Below are 18,410 nucleotides of genomic sequence, written 5' to 3'. Positions count from 1 at the left end.
CGTCGTAAAGAATGAGGAGAGACTCACCGAAGGGAGGGCCCGAATGGGGATCGTCTCGCGTTTCGAGCGTCGCCTACAGGGCGCAGTCGGTGACGTCTTCGCCAGGGTCTTCGGCGGGAACGTCGTTCCCCAGGAGGTCGAGGCAGCGCTGCAGCGTGAAGCCGCCGACAACGTCCGAGATGTCGGCGGCGGGCATCTGCTCGCACCCAACAGCTATGTGATCACCATCAACTCGTCGGACCACCGGCAGCTCGACGCCGATCACGACCTCACAACCCGTGCTTTCGCCAAACATCTGCAGGATTACATCCGTGAGCAAGGCTGGCAGACCTATGGCGAAGTACACGTGGCGTTCGAGGCATCCCCTACGCTGCACACCGGAATGTTCAGGACGAGCGGTCGCGTCGACCCCGACGCCGGCCGCGGAGCCACCCCGGCTCACCGCCCCGAACCGCTACAACGACCCGCTAACCCGCAACCAGGAGCTGGCCCCATGACGCAGAACTCTGGCTACGACCCGAGCCGTGAGCACGCGGAGTCCGATCCACGTAATCGCGGGTACGCTCCCGGACCCGCGGGACGCGGGCCGCAGAACGGCGCGTACCCCGAGGACTACGGTCCCGGCGCGCCCTACGGCGGCGGCCCGGATTATCAGAACGGCTACGACTACCAGCAGGGTGGCGCCGCCTACGAGCAGCAGGCCTACGGCGCCCAGCAGGGTGGCTACGACCAGGGTTATGCCCAGCAGGGCGGCTACGACCAGCAGGGTTACGCGCAGCCCGGCTACGACCAGGGTTACGACCAGCAGGGCTACGGCCAGCAGCCCGGCTACGAACAGGGCGGCTACCAGGGCCAGCCCGGCTACGACCAGGGTTACCAGGGTCAGCAGGGTTACGATCAGGGCTACGACCAGCAGGGTTATGCCCAGCAGGGCGGCTACGACCAGCAGGGCTACGCGCAGCCCGGCTACGACCAGGGTTACGACCAGCAGGGCTACGGCCAGCAGCCCGGCTACGACCAGGGTTACGACCAGCAGGCCTACGGCCAGCCGCAAGGCCAGGGCTACCCCCCGCAGGCCCAGCAGGCGGGTTACGGCGCACCGGGCGGGTACGCGCCGGCGGCCGGCCCCGGTTTCTCCGCGACCCTCGCGCTCGACGACGGCAGCGGCCGGACCTACCAGCTACGGGAAGGCAGCAACATCATCGGCCGCGGACAGGACGCGCACTTCCGCCTCCCCGACACCGGTGTTTCCCGGCGCCATATCGAGGTGCGCTGGGACGGCCAGACCGCGATGCTGTCCGATCTCGGCTCCACCAACGGCACCCTGGTGAACGGGTCTCCCGTACAGGACTGGCAGCTCGCGGACGGCGACGTCATCCGTGCCGGGCACTCCGAGATCCTCATCCGTATCGTCTGATGCCGTAGGCTCGCCGTGCGGATCACGAGGTGGCTCTCGCATAATGGGGCGGCCTAATCGTGATCGGTATCGTCCGACGGCCCTATGATGTGCCAACACACGCGCGGCACCGCACTGCGGTCCGCGGGGACGAGCATCGCAGTGGGGTGGGTTCCACCACGCCTGCGGCACCGACACACGGTCGAAGAGGAGGTGGAGCACCGTGCAGGGATTGATCTTGCAGTTGACCCGTGCCGGGTTCCTCCTGCTGCTGTGGCTGTTCGTGTGGGCAATCCTGCGTACCCTCCGCAGCGATATCTACGCGGCCTCGGGCAAGCGACTCCAGAACCGGGGCCCCCGTGGTGCCGCGGTACTGCCGTCCATGCGCCGGGGCCAGAAGGGCGCCAAATATCTTGTGGTGACTCAAGGTTCTCTCGCCGGTACCCGCATAACGCTCGGTACCCAACCGGTGCTGATCGGCCGTGCGGACGATTCCACGCTGGTGCTCACCGATGATTACGCCTCCACCCGACATGCCCGGCTGTCCCTACGCGGTGACGACTGGTACGTCGAAGACCTCGGCTCGACCAACGGTACCTACCTGGATCGTGCCAAAGTCACCACCGCAGTCCGCGTTCCGCTCGGCACTCCTGTCCGGGTCGGCAAGACAGTGATCGAGCTCCGATCGTGACACTTGTTCTCCGCTACGCAGCGCGCAGCGACCGCGGCCTGGTCCGCGCAAACAACGAAGATTCCGTCTACGCCGGCGCCCGCCTGCTGGCCCTTGCCGACGGCATGGGTGGGCACGCGGCCGGTGAGGTGGCGTCGCAACTGATGATCGCCGCGCTGGCGCATCTCGACGACGACGAACCCGGCGAGGATCTCCTCGGCAAACTGAACCGGGCCACCCACGCCGGTAACGCCGCCATCGCCGAGCAGGTCGAGGAAGAGCCCGAACTCGACGGTATGGGCACCACGCTCACCGCCATCCTGTTCGCCGGCAAGAAACTCGGCATGGTCCATATCGGCGACTCGCGCGCCTATATGCTGCGCGACGGCGAACTGGCCCAGATCACCCGAGACGACACGTTCGTCCAGTCCCTGGTGGACGAGGGCCGGATCACCGCGGAACAGGCACATACCCATCCGCAGCGCTCGCTGATCATGCGCGCCCTCACCGGTAACGAGATCGAGCCGACGCTGGTGATGCGCGAGGCCCGGGCCGGGGACCGCTACCTGCTCTGTTCGGATGGTCTGTCCGATGTGGTGAGCGACGAGACCATCGCCAACACCATGCGCGAGGGCAGCACCGACGAATGCGCCGACCGGCTCATCGAGCTCGCCCTGCGCAGCGGCGGACCGGACAATGTGACCGTCGTGGTCGCCGATGTCATCGACCTCGACTACGGCCAGAGTCATCCGATCGTGGCGGGCGCCGCCTCCGGCGAAGCCGAGGACAACCCGCCGCCGAACACCGCGGCCGGACGGGCCGCCGCCATGCGGCCACCCGCGGCCGCCCCGCGCCGGGCCGCCGGGGAGCCCGAGCCGCAGCCGAAGAAATCCCATAAACTGCGCTGGCTGCTGCTGGCGGTCGCGCTCGTGCTCGCGGTCGTGGTCGGCCTGGTCGTCGGTTACAAGATGATCCGCACCAACTACTACGTCGGTGCCGACAACGACAGTGTCGTGGTCATGCAGGGACTGCCCGGGTCGATCCTGGGCTACTCGATCCACGACGTGAATCTGGTCGGCTGTGTTACCGCCAAGGGCGAACTGAGTCTTGTCGAGAGCGGCGCCGCCCTGCCGCAGGGCTGCCGAGCCCTGAAGGTCAGCGATCTGGAACAGACCGGCCGGGACCAGGTCGAGCGCGGACTGCCGCCCGGCACCCTGGACAAGGCCCGCGAGCAGATGGCGGTCCTGGCCGACCGCGAGCTGCTGCCGGTGTGCAAGAAGAACGCCTCGGCCGCGCAGCCGGGCGTTGTCACCACCACCCCGGCCCCCGCGCCCGCACCGGTGCCGCCCGCGCCGACGCCCACGGACGCGGCCACCCCCGCTCCGGCCAACCAGCCGCCCGCGCCCGGCGCCAACGGTGAGAACCCCGCGCCGCCCGCGTCTCCGACCACCACCGTCCCGGCTCCGACGACCACCGCTCAGCCCCAGATCGCCGGGGAGAACTGCCGGGTGACGGACTGATGTCCGCACCGGCACCACCGTCCGCCGGGGCTTTTCCGAGTCCCCCGGGCGGTTTCGCTCCGGCGCCGTCGCCGACGACCCGGCGCAATACCGAGCTCGTGCTACTCGGATTCGCGGCACTGATCACCACCGCCGCGCTGGCACTGGTGGAAGCGAGCCAGGAAGAATCGCTGACCTGGGATATCGCCAAGCTCGGCCTGGCCTACCTCGGCCTCTTCGCCGTCGCGCACCTGGCGGTACGCCGGTTCGCGCCCTATACCGATCCACTGCTGCTCCCAATCGTGGCGTTACTCAACGGCATCGGCCTGGTGCTGATCCACCGGCTCGACCTCGCCGATCAGCAGACCGCCGCCTACAACTCCTGGGACATCCCTTCTCCCGATGCCAACCAGCAGATCCTGTGGACCGCGCTGGGCATCGTCTTGTTCGTCGGGATCCTGCTGGTGCTGCGTGACTACCGCACACTGGCCAAATACGCCTACACCCTCGGTCTCGTCGGGTTGGTGGCCCTGGCGATCCCGGCGATCCTGCCCAGCTCGCTGTCCGAGGTCAACGGCGCCAAGATCTGGATCCGGCTGCCCGGCCTCAGCCTGCAGCCCGGTGAATTCGCGAAGATCCTGTTGATCATCTTCTTCGCTTCGGTGCTGGTCTCGAAACGTGAGCTGTTCACCGCGGCCGGGCGGCATTTCCTCGGCATGGAATTCCCGCGGGCCCGCGATATGGGCCCGATCCTGGCCGTATGGATCGTGTGCATCGGTGTGCTGGTGTTCGAGAAGGATCTCGGCACCTCGCTGCTGATCTTCAGCACCGTCCTGGTGATGCTCTACATCGCTACCGAACGCGTGGGCTGGCTGCTCATCGGCGGCGGCCTGCTCGCTCTCGGTTTCGTCTTCGCCTACCAGCTGTTCGGCCACGTGCGGGTACGTGTGGAGACCTGGCTGCACCCGTTCGACGACTACAACAACACCGGCTACCAGATCGTGCAGTCGCTGTTCGGCCTGGCCACGGGCGGTCTCGCGGGTACCGGCCTGGGTGCCGGGCGGCCGTCGCAGGTGCCGTTCGCCAAGACCGACTTCATCGTGACCACCATCGGTGAGGAACTCGGCCTCATCGGCCTGACCGCGATCCTCATTCTCTTCCTGGTGCTGGTACTGCGCGGTATGCGCACCGCGCTGGCCATCCGGGACAGTTTCGGCAAACTGCTCGCGGCCGGGCTCTCGTTCACCATCGCCATCCAGATCTTCGTGGTGGTGGGCGGCGTGACCAAACTGATCCCGCTGACCGGTCTCACCACGCCGTTCGTCTCCTACGGCGGTTCCTCACTACTGGCGAACTACGTGCTGATCGCGCTGCTCATCAAGATCTCCGACGCGGCGCGCGAACCCGCGCCGGCCCGCCGCCGCGAGCCCGCGCCCGCGCCGCTGGCGGAAGCACAGACGGTGATGGTGTCACGACGGCAAGGGGGTCTGCAGCGTTGAACACACCATTACGCCGCGTCGCCATGGCGGTCATGGTGATGATCGTCGCCCTGCTGCTGAATGCGACCTATGTGCAGGTCATCAAGGCCGACGACTACCGCGCCGACCCGCGTAACTCTCGGGTGCTGCTCGACGAGTACTCCCGCCAGCGCGGTCAGATCTCGGCCGGCGGCACCGTGCTGGCCAGTTCGGTATCCACCGACGACCGCTACAAGTACCTGCGCGTCTATCCGACCGACCCGCAGGCCTTCGCCCCGGTCACCGGTTTCTACTCCATGCAGTACGGCAGCACCGGGCTGGAGCGGGCCGAGGATCCGGTGCTCAACGGTTCGGACGCCCAGCTCTTCGGCAGCCGGCTGGTCGACCTGGTCTCCGGTCGGGACCCGCGCGGCGGCAATGTGGTCACCACCATCGATCCGGTGATGCAGCAGGTCGCCTACAACGAACTCACCAGCAAGGGTTACACCGGCTCGGTGGTGGCGATCGAACCCAGTACCGGCAAGATCCTGACCATGGTGTCCACGCCCAGCTACGACCCGAACCTGCTGACCGGGCACGACGGCGCCCAGGGCACCCAGGCCTGGGAGGACCTCAGCGCCGACGAGAACCAGCCGATGCTCAACCGGGCGATCTCCCAGACCTACCCGCCGGGGTCCACGTTCAAGGTGGTCGTCACGGCGGCCGCGCTGTCCAACGGGAAGGCGAATCCGCAGTCCCAGTTCACTGCGGCGCCCAACATCACCCTGCCGGGCACGAGCACGACCCTGGAGAACTACAACGGCTCGACCTGCGGGTCCGGTGCCACCGCCACCCTCTACGAGGCATTCCGGCGGTCGTGCAACACCGCGTTCGTGGAACTCGGCGTCGATGTCGGGGCGGCGGCCCTGGAAGACGAGGCCGCGGCATTCGGTATCGGGCCGCATCGCGGGATCCCGATGCCGGTGGCCGAGAGCACCGTGGGCAGCATCCCGGACAACGCCGCTCTCGCGCAGAGCAGCATCGGCCAGCGTGATGTCGCGCTCACCCCGCTCGACAATGCCGTGATCGCCGCTACCGTGGCCAACGGCGGTGTCCGGATGGAGCCCTACCTGGTCGACCAGTTGCAGAACCCGGATCTGAGCGAGCTGTCCACCACCGAGCCGGTCTCGGTCGGCCAGGCCGTGAGCGCCGAGGTAGCGTCTACGCTGACCGACCTGATGGTCGCCTCGGAGGAGAACACCGCGGGCAGCGGCGGAACGTCCTATCGGATCGCGTCGAAGACCGGTACGGCCGAACACGGCGCCGATCCGCGGAACACTCCGCCGCATGCCTGGTACATAGCCTTCGCACCCGCCGAGAACCCGAAGATCGCCATCGCGGTCATCGTGGAGGACGGCGGTGACCGGGCACTGGCGGCAACAGGTGGGTCGGTCGCCGCGCCGGTCGCCCGGGCGGTACTGGACGCAGGTCTGCGAGGTCGCTGAACGAGATGGATGTGCGAGTGAATCTGCGGGGAACCCGATGCTGACAAACGGCGCGTTGATCGCGGACCGCTACCGGCTGCAGCGGCTGATCGCCACCGGTGGGATGGGCCAGGTCTGGGAAGCCCTGGATACCCGGCTGGATCGCCGGGTCGCCGTCAAGGTCCTGAAATCGGAGTTCTCGGCGGACCCGACCTTCCGGCATCGGTTCCGCACCGAGGCCAAGACCACCGCCCAGCTGAACCATTCCGGTATCGCGGGCATCTACGACTACGGCGAGACCTACGACCCCCAGGGCGGCGAAACCGCCTATCTGGTGATGGAACTGGTTCAGGGCGAGCCGCTCAACACCGTGCTGAACCGGCTCGGCCGGCTGTCGGTGGCCCAGGGCCTGGACCTGCTGGAGCAGACCGGGCGGGCGCTACAGGTCGCGCATCTGGCCGGCGTGGTGCACCGCGATGTGAAACCGGGAAATATCCTGGTCACCCCCACCGGCCAGGTGAAGATCACCGATTTCGGTATCGCCAAGGCGGTCGATGCCTCCCCGGTCACCAAGACCGGCATGGTGATGGGCACCGCGCAGTACATCGCGCCGGAACAGGCGGTCGGTGAGGACGCCACCGCGGCCAGCGATGTGTACTCCCTCGGTGTCGTGGGTTACGAGGCGCTCGCGGGCCAGCGGCCGTTCACCGGCGACGGTGCGCTCACCGTCGCGATGAAACACGTCCGCGAAGTGCCACCACCGATGCCCACCGACCTGCCGCCCAATGTGCGCGAACTGGTCGAGATCACGCTGGCCAAGGACCCGGCCCAGCGATACGCCGACGGTGGGGAATTCGCGGAGGCGGTCGCCGCGGTGCGCTCCGGCCGCCGCCCGCCGCCGCCCCGCAATCTCCCGGTGGCCGGACCCACCAGCGTGATCGCGACCGCACAACCGGGCTACGACGAGACCGCCACCGTCCGGTACAACACCCCGCCCGCCGCCATGGCCGGGCCGACGAGCTCGATCGACCGCGGCATGCACGACCCCGGCGACGACGACTACCGCGAAAACCCGGGCGGCGGCATCCTCAACAAGAATCAGAAGTGGATGGTCGCGCTGGGTATCGGCGCGCTCCTGCTGGGCGGTGCCGTGCTGTGGCTGCTGTTCGGCGGTGACACCAACCCGGCGGGCACTCCGGCGGAAACCACGACGACGGCGCCCACCCCCCGCCCGCTGCCCCCACCGGTCACCACGACCTACGAGGTGACCGAACCCCCGGTGTGGACCCCCACCGAGGAACCCACCACCACCGCGCCGCCGGTCACGACCACGACCACACAGCCGCCCGCCACGACCACGACGACACAGCCGCCGACCACCACCTCGGCGGCTCCGACCACCACCGAGACCACCGCCAGCGAAGAGACCACCGACGAGGAACAGGAGACGACCACGCGTCGCCGCCCGCCGGTCCCCGATATCGATATCCCCTTCACGGGAGACCATCTCGGAAACACCGATAATCCGCAAGGACAGCCATGACGACCCCGAAGAATCTCTCCTCACGCTACGAGCTGGGCGAGATCATCGGGTTCGGCGGTATGTCCGAGGTCCACAAAGCCCGCGATCTGCGGCTCAACCGCGATGTCGCGATCAAGGTGCTGCGCGCCGATCTGGCCCGTGACCCCACGTTCTATCTGCGTTTCAAACGTGAAGCGCAGAACGCCGCGGCGCTGAACCATCCGGCCATCGTGGCGGTCTACGACACCGGCGAGGCCGAGATCGACGGCGGTCCACTGCCGTTCATCGTGATGGAATACGTGGACGGTGACACGCTGCGCGATATCGTGCGCAACGAGGGACCGTTGCCGCCCCGGCGGGCGATGGAGGTCGTCGCCGATGTGTGCGCGGCGCTCGATTTCAGCCACAAGGCCGGGATCGTGCACCGCGATATGAAGCCCGCCAACATCATGATCAACCGGGCGGGTGCGGTGAAGGTGATGGATTTCGGCATCGCCCGGGCGATCGCGGACGCCGCCAATCCGATGACCGCCACCGCGGCCGTGATCGGCACCGCTCAGTATCTGTCGCCGGAACAGGCGCGCGGCGAGACGGTGGACGCCCGTTCCGATGTCTACTCGGTCGGTTGTGTGCTGTTCGAAATCCTCACCGGACAGCCACCGTTCACCGGTGATTCCCCCGTGGCCGTCGCCTACCAGCACGTCCGGGAGGATCCCCGGTTGCCCTCGCTCGTCTACGAGGGGGTGCCGCGCGAGCTGGACTCGATCGTGCTCGAAGCCATGGCCAAGAATCCGGCCAATCGCTATCAGAGCGCGGCGGAGATGCGCGCCGATCTCATCCGGGTACTGGGCGGTCAGAAGCCCGGTGCCCCGATGGTGATGACCGACGAGGACCGCACCACCATGCTCGGCCCCGCGGACGGCTCCGGCCGTGGCTATCGCGGCGACGGGGACGACGACTACGACGATTACGGGCACGATTCCGGAGGCCGTTCCCGGCGGACGGCATATATCGCCGCAGGTGTGGTCGCCGCGGTGGTAGCCGCCTTCGGTCTGTTCTGGATGTTGCTCGGCCCGGGTAGCAGACCGGATCAGGTGGCGGTCCCGGATCTGTCCAACACTTCCGCCACCGAGGCACAGAAGAAGCTGGATTCGCTCGGCTTCGATGTGGCCGTCCAGGAGAAACCGGACGGCAAGATCAGCGCCGGCAATGTCATCGCGACCCAGCCGCTGGGCGGCTCGCGCGCCGACGAGGGCAGCACCATCACCTTGCAGGTGTCCACCGGCCCCCAGCAGGTGCCGGTCCCCCGGCTCACCGGCCTGTCGCAGCAGGACGCCGAGCAGGAACTCAACAATGTCGGGCTCCAGGTCAACCCGGAAGTGAAGCGGGAACCGTCCAGCGCGCAGGACAAGGACAAGGTGATCGGGCAGGATCCCTCGCCCGGTATCGAGATGGACGCGGGTAGTCCGATCACGCTGACCATCGGCACCGGCCCCAAGCAGGTCCGCGTCACCGAAGTGGTCGGCCAGCTGATCGACGTGGCCCAGCCCAACCTCGAGGGCGCCGGCTTCAAGATCGTGATCGAGCAGGTCCAATCGGCTCGGCCGCGCGGCGAGGTCCTCTCGACCAGCCCCGCCGGCGGGTCGACGGCCGACGAGGGTTCGACGATCACGGTCCAGGTGGCGCAGAGCGATCGGATCGCGATGCCGAACCTGGTCGGGCTCACCACCGCGGAGGTCGTGGACAAGCTGCGCGAGAGCGGCTGGCAGGGCAGCGCGAACCAGGTCCGCCAGATCACGCAGATCACGCTGAACTCCGATCAGGCCGGCAAGGTACTCAGCCAGCAGCCCTCCGCCGGGACCACGGTGCCGTCGTCGACGACGGTGACGGTCAATACCGGCGTGATGCCGCTGGGCCCGCCCTGATCGCTGCCGGGCCCGGCCCGGCGATTCGGCAGGACATACGAAACCGGGCGGCCGTCGATCGGCCGCCCGGTTTCGTATGTCAGACCGCCAGCGAGGCGACCTCGGCTTCCAGCATCTGCACCAGGCCCTCCTCGGGGCGCTCACCGCAGACCTCCAGCCAGTTGGCCAGCATCCGGTGCCCACCCTGGGTGAGGACCGATTCCGGATGGAACTGCACACCGTGGATCGGCAGTTCGTGATGTCGCAGGGCCATTACGATTCCCGTCTCGGTGCGGCCGATGACGTCGAATTCGGGCGGTAGCGTCTTCTCCACCACGGTGAGGGAGTGGTAGCGGGTGGCGATGAACGGGTCGGGCAGCCCGGCCAGGACACCGGTGCCGATATGGAACACCGAACTGGTCTTTCCGTGCAGCAGCTCCGGGGCCCGGGTCACCGTGGCACCGAAGGCCGCGCCGATGGCCTGATGGCCGAGGCAGACGCCCAGCAGCGGGGTGCTCCGCTCGGCACAGGCGCGGACCAGGTCGATACTCGCGCCCGCTCGGTCGGGGGTGCCGGGGCCGGGGCTGATCAGGATTCCGTCGAAATCGCCGGCCACGGCCGTGGGGTCCGCCAGCTCCGGGTCGTCGTTACGCCAGACCACTGCCTCGACGCCGAGCTGGCCCAGATACTGGACCAGGTTGAACACGAAGCTGTCGTAGTTGTCGACGACCAGTACACGCATGTCCAAAGATTACGTGTTCGCGGGCCGGAACACCCGGCCCGGCCCGCGAACGCGCCACAATCGGCCACGCGGTCTGTTCGGCCGCTGGGCATCACACCGATTACCTGGTGGGATAGCCTTGGAACACGACCTGCACGCTGAACACGAGGACATCATGCCCAAGTCGAAGGTCCGGAAGAAGACCGACTACACGATCAACCCCGCCAGCCGTACGCCGGTGAAGGTGAAGGCAGCCGGTCCATCGCCTGTCTGGTACGTCACCATCATGCTGGGCTTCATGCTCGCGGGCCTGGTGTGGCTGCTGGTCTACTACCTCGCAGCCGATCAGATCAGCTGGATGAGCAGCCTCAATGCCTGGAACTTCCTGATCGGATTCGGGCTGATGGTGGTGGGTCTGATCATGACCATGCGGTGGCGGTAGCGGCAACACACCGGGATTACACACGTGTAATTAATGCACACCTGTGGATAACTCTGTGGATAACCCTCAACCTCAGCTGGAGAGGACGCCCCACGTGCAGCCCGAGCGCACCGGACCCCGTCTTGCCTGGACAACGCCCCTGCCCGCGTTGATCGCGGCGGCCGGAGGCGGGGTGGTCCTCGCGGTCGCGGCGGTACTCACGTCCGAGGTGCCCGGCAAATTCCTGCTCGGGGTGGCTGCCCTGGTACTGCTGGGGCTCGCCGCGCTCGGAGTGCGCCAGCGGCCACGACTCTCCGTGGTGCCCGGCGAGGAGCCGCGGCTGGTGCTGCGCACGCTCACCGGCGTCACCGAGTACACGCGTGATCAGATCCTGCGCGCCCGGGTGGTCGGCTACCGCCGCCTCGGCCGGAAATCGCCGATGCTGGAGATCGACGTCGACCATCTGGGGGCCGAACGACTGCTGATCTTCGGCCGCTGGGATCTGGGCACGAGCCCCGAGGATGTCTTCGACGCGGTACGGACGGAAATGCGGTTACACGGCGACTCCACGCGCTGAGCGACCGGGCAGGCCGCGTCGCGGTTCCCGGAGTTCCGTGCCCGAATGTTTCACGTTGAACATGCCGACACGCCGAAAGCCACCGCGCCGGAGCTGCGCCACCGCACGCGGACTCAACCGAGCGAAACCGACGCGAGAACTATCACCGCCACGGCCAGCACCGTCAGAGCCGCCAGCGCGAACACGCCTACCAGCCGGGCACGCTCCGGTGTCCGAACCCGTATCCAGGCGGGCAGGAACATGATGCCGAGTGTCGCCAGGGTGCCTGCGGCGAGACCGCCCAGGTGACCCCACAGCGAGATACCGGGCAGCGAGAAGCTGATGAACACATTGATCGCGATCAGGATCAGCATATTGTTCGGGTTCTGCCGCAATCGGATCAGCACGACGGTGATCGCGCCGAACAACCCGTACACCGCGCCCGAAGCTCCGGCCGTGAGACTGTCCTGGGCCAGTAGCATCACCGCGGCCGATCCACCGAGCAGCGAAATGAGATACACGGCCAGGTAGCGAGCCCTGCCCAGCACCAGTTCGAGATCGCGGCCGACGATGTACAGCGCGAACATGTTGAGCAGCAGGTGGATCAGTCCGTAGTGCAGGAACCCGGAACCGATCACCCGGAACCAGTCGCCGCCGGCCACGGCCGGCGGGTACATGACCCAATCCACGAACAGCGCCGAGCCGCGCTCGTTCTGCATCACGCTGCGCGACTGCGCCGCGGTCACGGCATAGACCACGATATTGAGCGCGATCAGGGTGTAGGTGACGAACGGGACCGAGCTGCGGGCCGCCGCCGAACCCGATACGGTCCGTACCTGCGGCGTACTGCGCTGATCGGCGCGCAGACAATCCACACAGTGCTGACCGACCGAGGCCGGACGCAGACATTCCGGACAGGCCGGACGGCCGCAGCGGGTACACGACAGACCGGTCGGGCGGTCGGTGTGCCGGGCACACACCTGGGTCGGGGTCGCGGGCTGCTGGGGATTCACCGGGCACTCCGCTTCGCCGCCGGAGGTGTTTCGCCGCGCGCTCCCGACCTGGCCGGGCGTGTCGTACTCACCAGCCCATCGTGCCATGCGAGCCCGCGGCCTGTAGTGCGCCGGTTCTGCGTCCGGGACCTACGGTAATGCCCTGACCTGCCGATCTGCGTTATCCGCCGGGCTGTGCCAGAGTTGAGCCATGAGCTCGAGGCCACTGCGTCCATCCAGTCGTTCGCGCTACCGGTTGCTGGCCGCCGCCGCGGTGGCGGCGGCGGGCGGTACCGCGTGGCTGGTGCGCAGTAAGCGCCCGCAACCACCCGAACCGGCCCCGGCGCCGCCCCGGATCGGCTATACGCGCAACGGCGCCGCGGTGACCCCGGACGAATCCGAAGCCACCGCGGACTGACCCCTGCTCAGCGGCTTACGGTCTTGCGGTACTGCCGCAGCGCGAGCGGTACGAAGACGGCCAGGATGATGACCACCCAAACCAGGGTGGTCGCCACCGGATGCCGCATCGACCAGGCCGTGGATTCCGCGGTGAGCGGGGCGGCATTGCCGAACAGTTCCCGGGACGCCTGGGTGAGCGCCGATACCGGATTCCATTCGGCGAATACGCGCAGCGGGGTCGGCAGTTCGTCCATCGGCACGAAGGTGTTGGCCAGGAAGGTGAGCGGGAAGATCACCATGAAACTGGCGTTGTTGAACACCTCGGGCGTGCGCACGATCAGGCCGACCACGGCCATGATCCAGGAGATCGCGTAGGCGAACAGCAGCAGCAGGACGTAGGCCAGGATCGCGTCCACCACCGACCCACGGATCCGCCAGCCGACGACCAGCCCGGTCAGTGACATGACCACCAGGCTGACCACGTTGATCACCACATCGCTGACCGTGCGCCCGATCAGGACCGAGGACGGAGCCATGGGCAGCGAGCGGAAGCGATCGATGATGCCCTTCTGCATATCCTCGGCGAGGCTGAGACCGGTGAACGTGGACCCGAACACCACCGTCTGCACGAAGATGCCCGCGATCAGGAATTCGCGATAGCCGCCCTCCATTCCCGGCACCTTGATGGCGGTACCGAAGATATAGGCGAACAGCAGCACGAACATGATCGGCGAGAGAGTGCTGAAGATCAGCACGTCGGGGACTCGCTTTATCTTGATCACATTGCGCTTGGTGACGGTGAGACTGTCACTGACCACCATGGACAGCCGCTCGACCAAGGTGGGGTTCTCCCCGATATCACCGACGGTGGCCAGCGCGGTCATCTGCTTCTTCCTTCCATCGCCTCGATTGCTTCCGCCTCGCGCGCCGGGGCGTCTCCGCCCGCCGGGTCCGCCGCGACGGGACCTCCGGTGCGGCCGTCGCCGCCGGTCTTTCCGCCCTGCTCGTATTCGCCGGCGACGTCCGGGATCTCCTCGGCCTCGTGCCCGGTGAGCGTGAGGAACACATCGTCGAGCGAGGGGCGCCGCAACCCGACGTCCTGGATCTTCACACCCTCCTCGCTCAGCTTTCCGATCGCGGCGACCAGCGCCTGGGACCCGTCGCTGACCGGGACCACCAGCCGGCGCAGCCCAACTTCGACATGGATATCGCCGTCGGCCAGCGGCGCCAGCGCCCGCTGTGCCACAGCCAGATTGTCGGCGTGATCGACGGTCAGTTCGATCCGGTCGCCCCCGACCATGCTCTTCAGCTCGTCGGCGGTGCCCCGGGCGATGACCTGGCCCCGGTCGATGACCGCGATGGCATCCGCGAGGCGGTCGGCCTCTTCCATGTACTGGGTCGTCAGCAGCAGGGTGGTACCACCGGCGACGAGTTCTTCGATGACGTCCCAGAGGTCCAGCCGGGCCCGCGGGTCCAGGCCCGTGGTGGGTTCGTCGAGGAACAGCACCGGCGGGTTGGCCACCAGCGCTCCGGCCAGGTCGAGCCGGCGGCGCATACCACCGGAATAGCCGCGGACCGGGCGGTCGGCGGCATCGCTGAGCCGGAACCTATCCAGCAGCTCGCGCGCGCGTTCCTTACTGCGCCGCGTGCCCATGTGGTACAGCCGCCCGACCATCTCCAGGTTTTCGAAACCGGTCAGATACTCGTCGACAGCCGCGTACTGGCCCGAGGCCCCGATCCGCGAGCGCAGCGCCCGCGGCCGGGCGAGGACATCGATCCCGGCGACAGTCGCCCGGCCGGCGTCGGGCACCAGCAGAGTGGTGAGCACTCGTACGGTGGTGGTCTTACCGGCCCCGTTGGGTCCCAGTAGAGCGGTGACAGTGCCTTCGGGCACGGTCAGATCGAGACCGTCGAGTGCGCGGACCCGGCGGCCGTAGTGTTTGACGAGACCCTCGGCGACTATTGCGTCGGGCATGATTCTCCTGAACTGAGTGATCGACAAGGACGAGTCGTATATCGCCGGTGGCGGACCACCGACCTCAGGCGCTTCGGCTACCGGCCGACACTGTGCAGTATCGTCGCGGCCACCGACGTTTTCATCCGATTTATCCGGTTCTCCGGTGCCCTCCCCGCCATACTCGGTGCTGCGCACCACACGGATCCGGCTCGGCACAGCCGGACCGGGATGTGCCGGCTCCCGAACCCGTCACTCGCGAGATCGCGCCCGGAGCACCACTCGATCCGGCCGGCGCGGTCGTCCGATCGGGCCTCGGAGCACGACAGTGAAGTTGTTCGTGCGCACGCTCACAGTCCACTGCGGCATAGTGCCAGCGGGGTCCGACAGGTCACCCCACGCAACACCCGCCCAGAGCCCAGACGACCCGTGTTCCGCTGGGCGGAATACACCGATCCGGCAGCTCGATTCCCTTGCCTCGCAATCGGTTCGGCCCGATCCACCCGCAGCACATCGACCTCGGAATGCCACTGTGATCCGCACCGAAAAAAGTTCGAAACTCTTGGGCCCCTTATGCGCGCATTTTCGCGATATCGCGTAGGATCGGTTCCGTCGGCCCCTCCCCCCCCGGGCCGACCTACGCGGGCCTCGGCTAACTCCCCCCCTTCGCCGAGGCCCGCTCTCATATCCGGGTTCCGTCACCACCGCACAACCGGACCCGACTCTCCCGTACCACCCCACCGCGTTCCGCTCCGCGAACACCGGTCACGAACAAGTGCGAACCCCCACTCCCGGTCCGAGGTGGCTGCCCCGCGGATCTTTCGGCGCAATAGTGAGATGTTTGGAGTATCATCGTCTCATCAGATCGATGCAGTAGATCAAGGGAGATCCGCATGACCGCGTCCGTCGCAGCCACCGACACGCACGCTCCGGTGGAGCGCCGTCCCTTCGGTCCCGGTACCCGGACCTGGGAGGAAACCGGCCTGATCACCTTCTCCCTCACCGCCGGCTCGGCCTTCCTCCTGCAGACCATGGAACCCACCATCTCCGCAGTGGTCGATGCCCACTCCACCTTCCGCACCGACCCGATCGGCCGCGCGGTACGCAGCCTCTCGGCGGTGATGATGTGGACCTACGGCGGGGAGGAATCGCTGGGCGAGACCGACCGGCTACGCAAGATGCACGCCACCCTCAACACCACCGACGCCAAGGGCGTCCGGCACACCGCGCTGTCCAGCGGCCCGTGGGCCTGGGTGTTGCACACCGGCACTTTCGCCTTCTCCGAGAACGCGAAGTACTTCTCGAAACGTCCGCTCACCGCGGCGGAGAAAGAGGATTACTACCGCGAGGCCCTGCAGTTGATGCGCAACTTCTCGGTACCCCCCAAGGAACTGCCGGCGACCTACGCCGACTTCGAGAAGTTCTTCGCCGACCAGGTGGAAAACCATCTGGAGGCCACCCAGACCTCGAAGGACTACCTGAAGGTCATCCGCACCATCGCCCCGCCCACGCAGCTGCCCCGGGCTCTGCACCCGGTGTGGCGGGTGATGACCGATCCGTTCGGCCGGATGCAGTACTTCGTCACCGTGGGCACCACACCGGAAGCGGCCCGGCGCAAACTCGGTCTCACCTGGAGCGAATCCGACGAGCGCAAACTGCGAATCCTCGGCTGGTTCCTCGCCCGGCTGGTGCCGCTGCTGCCGGAACGGCTGCGGTACTTCCCCATCGCCTACGAGGCCCGCCGGCTCGAACGCGACAAGGCGCGGCTGCGCAAGGTCATCGACGTGCGACCGCTCTGAGCCGACGGTAACTGCCCCGGATCCCGCGGGATCCGGGGCAGTTCTCTGTATCGCTACACTGCGCCGGGGACGAGGAGGAGCTGATCATGACCGGGACGATTTCGATTCCCAGCTACGAGCAAGTGGTGGCGCTGCACCGCGAATTGGGCCCGATCACGGTCCCGGAGGCCTACCGCGACGAGAACGACCATATGAACGTCACGCACTATTTCTCGCTGTGCGTATCGGCCGCGACAGGTGTGTTCGAGCGGGCCGGAATCACCGATGAATACCGTGCCACCCGGGGCGCCGGGTTCTTCACCGGCGAACACCACATCCGGTACTACTCCGAAAACCGGGTCGGCGAGCAGATTTCGGTCCACGTACGCGGAGTCGACCGCTCGGACAAGGTCGTACACGCCATGGCACTACTGGTCAACGACACCACCCGGCGGCTCAGTTGCACCCTCGAGCTCATTGCCGTCCACGTCGATCTGCACAGCCGTACGGCCGCGGCGTTCGCCGCCGATACCGCGGCCGCCATCGACCGCGAACTGGCGTCCACGGCGGTGGACTGGCCGGCGCCGATCTGCGGCGCCATGCGCGTCCGGCGCTAACGCCGGCTCGGACCGCCGCCCGGGGCGGTATCGGGTAGCCCGGCGCCCGCCTCGGGCCGGACCGTCACCGCCTCGTGCCCGCGGGGCCGGGCAGTGCTGATGAACAGCACCGGCTGGCCCGCGTGCAAGGTGCGGTAGCCGTCGGTCTCTATGCACCGATATTCGACGAACACCTGATCGGTCCCGTCGTCGGGTTTGATGTAGCCGAAGCCCTTCTCCGAGTCGAACCAGAAGACCCGCCCGCGCCTCCAGTCCGATCCGTCGATCCCGGGCCCGCTGAAATCCAAAGCAGGCATTACCAGGTCTTCTCCCTCGTCTGTACAGGGTCGACACCACCAAAGCTACGCCCCGGCACCGCGAACGTCACGACCGCGCCCCGGACACTACTGTCTTCCCGGTGACCGAACCCTCATTTCTCGCTCGTACGCGCGCCGGTTACGACGCGATCGCCACCGCCTACGCCGAGCACGCCGCCGGGGAAATGCAGAAAAGATATTGGGATCGAGCGGTTCTCACCGCCTTCGCCGAGTCGGTCGGCGATTCGGGTCCGGTGGTGGATATCGGAACGGGCCCCGGCCGGATCGCCGGCTTCCTGGCCGCCCTGGGGGTTCGCGTGCACGGTATCGATCTGTCCCCGGCGATGGTGGACGTGGCGCGGAACGCCTTCCCGGAGATCGGTTTCGAGGTGGGTTCGATGACCGCGCTGGAACTGCCCGACGAGAGCCGGGCCGGTGTGGTGGCCTGGTATTCGCTCATCCATATCCCGCCGGCCGAACGCAAGGGTGTGCTGGGCGAGTTCCGGCGGGTGCTGCGCCCCGGCGGCAGACTACTGCTGGCATTCCAGTCGGGCACCGATGTGCTGCATCTGGACGAGGGTTACGGCCGGCCCATCGACTTGGACTTCCACCGCATCTCGGCCGACGAGCTCGCCGACTCTCTCGTAGCGGACGGATTCACCGTGGATTTCCGGATCGAGCGCCGGGCGGAGGACGGGGAGCGGACCGCGCAGGCCTACCTCATGGCAACGCGCTCGAGTTGAT

At 67.4% G+C, this 18,410-nt stretch carries 18 protein-coding genes; 13 read left to right on the top strand and 5 right to left on the bottom strand.

Features of this window, described 5'->3' with window-relative positions:
- Positions 1-43 precede the first annotated feature (43 nt).
- The 7 genes from ON38_RS00190 to pknB all read left to right on the top strand — a co-directional run bounded on the left by ON38_RS00190 (position 44) and on the right by pknB (position 9,953).
- Positions 44-1,417, top strand: a complete 1,374-nt coding sequence (locus tag ON38_RS00190) for an FhaA domain-containing protein (protein ID WP_039821326.1) — start codon at positions 44-46, stop codon at positions 1,415-1,417.
- 202 nt (positions 1,418-1,619) lie between these two features.
- Positions 1,620-2,087 carry an FHA domain-containing protein FhaB/FipA gene (locus ON38_RS00185; RefSeq protein WP_039821324.1) on the top strand — a complete coding sequence of 156 codons (468 nt, stop codon included), beginning with the start codon at positions 1,620-1,622 and terminating at the stop codon, positions 2,085-2,087.
- Entirely contained in the window at positions 2,084-3,586 is a 1,503-nt protein-coding gene (locus ON38_RS00180; protein WP_039821323.1) for a PP2C family protein-serine/threonine phosphatase, read from the top strand. The genes ON38_RS00185 and ON38_RS00180 overlap by 4 nt, the downstream gene beginning before the upstream one ends.
- On the top strand, positions 3,586-5,064 hold the full coding sequence (locus ON38_RS00175) for an FtsW/RodA/SpoVE family cell cycle protein (RefSeq protein WP_039821322.1): 1,479 nt from the start codon (positions 3,586-3,588) through the stop codon (positions 5,062-5,064). Before ON38_RS00180 ends, ON38_RS00175 begins: the two co-directional genes overlap by 1 nt.
- Positions 5,061-6,527: a peptidoglycan D,D-transpeptidase FtsI family protein gene (locus ON38_RS00170; RefSeq protein ID WP_039821320.1), complete on the top strand. Its 1,467-nt coding sequence runs from the start codon at positions 5,061-5,063 to the stop codon at positions 6,525-6,527. The genes ON38_RS00175 and ON38_RS00170 overlap by 4 nt, the downstream gene beginning before the upstream one ends.
- A gap of 37 nt (positions 6,528-6,564) precedes the next feature.
- Positions 6,565-8,049: a serine/threonine-protein kinase gene (locus ON38_RS00165; RefSeq protein WP_039821319.1), complete on the top strand. Its 1,485-nt coding sequence runs from the start codon at positions 6,565-6,567 to the stop codon at positions 8,047-8,049.
- Positions 8,046-9,953 (top strand): Stk1 family PASTA domain-containing Ser/Thr kinase, encoded by a 1,908-nt coding sequence (gene pknB, locus ON38_RS00160; protein ID WP_039821317.1) that lies wholly within the window; start codon positions 8,046-8,048, stop codon positions 9,951-9,953. Before ON38_RS00165 ends, pknB begins: the two co-directional genes overlap by 4 nt.
- Before the next feature lie 79 nt (positions 9,954-10,032).
- Here pknB and ON38_RS00155 read toward each other — a convergent pair whose 3' ends face one another.
- Complete coding sequence (locus ON38_RS00155; protein ID WP_039821316.1) at positions 10,033-10,674, bottom strand: aminodeoxychorismate/anthranilate synthase component II; 642 nt, start codon at positions 10,672-10,674, stop codon at positions 10,033-10,035.
- Between the two features lie 154 nt (positions 10,675-10,828).
- Between ON38_RS00155 and crgA the strand changes: the two genes are divergently transcribed.
- Both crgA and ON38_RS00145 read left to right on the top strand, forming a co-directional pair.
- Positions 10,829-11,095, top strand: coding sequence for a cell division protein CrgA (crgA, locus tag ON38_RS00150; RefSeq protein WP_039821391.1), 267 nt, complete (start codon positions 10,829-10,831; stop codon positions 11,093-11,095).
- 94 nt (positions 11,096-11,189) lie between these two features.
- Entirely contained in the window at positions 11,190-11,651 is a 462-nt protein-coding gene (locus tag ON38_RS00145) for a PH domain-containing protein (protein ID WP_039821315.1), read from the top strand.
- A gap of 113 nt (positions 11,652-11,764) precedes the next feature.
- On the opposite strand, the gene ON38_RS00140 is transcribed toward ON38_RS00145, so the two are convergent.
- Entirely contained in the window at positions 11,765-12,643 is an 879-nt protein-coding gene (locus ON38_RS00140; RefSeq protein WP_051164223.1) for a rhomboid family intramembrane serine protease, read from the bottom strand.
- A 190-nt stretch (positions 12,644-12,833) separates the two neighbouring features.
- On the opposite strand from ON38_RS00140, the gene ON38_RS00135 reads away from it, so the two are divergent.
- The gene (locus ON38_RS00135; RefSeq protein WP_039821313.1) at positions 12,834-13,040 is read left to right on the top strand and encodes a hypothetical protein; all 207 of its coding nucleotides are present in this window, start codon (positions 12,834-12,836) and stop codon (positions 13,038-13,040) included.
- 7 nt (positions 13,041-13,047) lie between these two features.
- On the opposite strand, the gene ON38_RS00130 is transcribed toward ON38_RS00135, so the two are convergent.
- The gene (locus ON38_RS00130) at positions 13,048-13,842 is read right to left on the bottom strand and encodes an ABC transporter permease (RefSeq protein WP_039821388.1); all 795 of its coding nucleotides are present in this window, start codon (positions 13,840-13,842) and stop codon (positions 13,048-13,050) included.
- Positions 13,843-13,901: 59 nt separating this feature from the next.
- Positions 13,902-14,996, bottom strand: a complete 1,095-nt coding sequence (locus ON38_RS00125) for an ATP-binding cassette domain-containing protein (RefSeq protein ID WP_083872034.1) — start codon at positions 14,994-14,996, stop codon at positions 13,902-13,904.
- Between the two features lie 872 nt (positions 14,997-15,868).
- Between ON38_RS00125 and ON38_RS00120 the strand changes: the two genes are divergently transcribed.
- Both ON38_RS00120 and ON38_RS00115 read left to right on the top strand, forming a co-directional pair.
- Positions 15,869-16,774: an oxygenase MpaB family protein gene (locus tag ON38_RS00120; RefSeq protein WP_039821312.1), complete on the top strand. Its 906-nt coding sequence runs from the start codon at positions 15,869-15,871 to the stop codon at positions 16,772-16,774.
- An 86-nt stretch (positions 16,775-16,860) separates the two neighbouring features.
- Complete coding sequence (locus ON38_RS00115; RefSeq protein WP_039821310.1) at positions 16,861-17,370, top strand: acyl-CoA thioesterase; 510 nt, start codon at positions 16,861-16,863, stop codon at positions 17,368-17,370.
- Here the strand turns inward: ON38_RS00115 and ON38_RS00110 are convergent.
- Entirely contained in the window at positions 17,367-17,666 is a 300-nt protein-coding gene (locus ON38_RS00110; protein WP_051164210.1) for a cold-shock protein, read from the bottom strand. The genes ON38_RS00115 and ON38_RS00110 overlap by 4 nt on opposite strands.
- Before the next feature lie 101 nt (positions 17,667-17,767).
- Here ON38_RS00110 and ON38_RS00105 point away from each other — a divergent pair, with 101 nt between their 5' ends.
- On the top strand, positions 17,768-18,409 hold the full coding sequence (locus ON38_RS00105) for a class I SAM-dependent methyltransferase (protein WP_039821308.1): 642 nt from the start codon (positions 17,768-17,770) through the stop codon (positions 18,407-18,409).
- Position 18,410 lies beyond the last annotated feature (1 nt).

This window comes from Nocardia testacea NBRC 100365, assembly GCF_000308775.1.
GTDB classification, from domain to species: Bacteria; Actinomycetota; Actinomycetes; order Mycobacteriales; family Mycobacteriaceae; genus Nocardia; species Nocardia testacea.
This window is presented reverse-complemented; position numbering and strand designations above follow the sequence as displayed.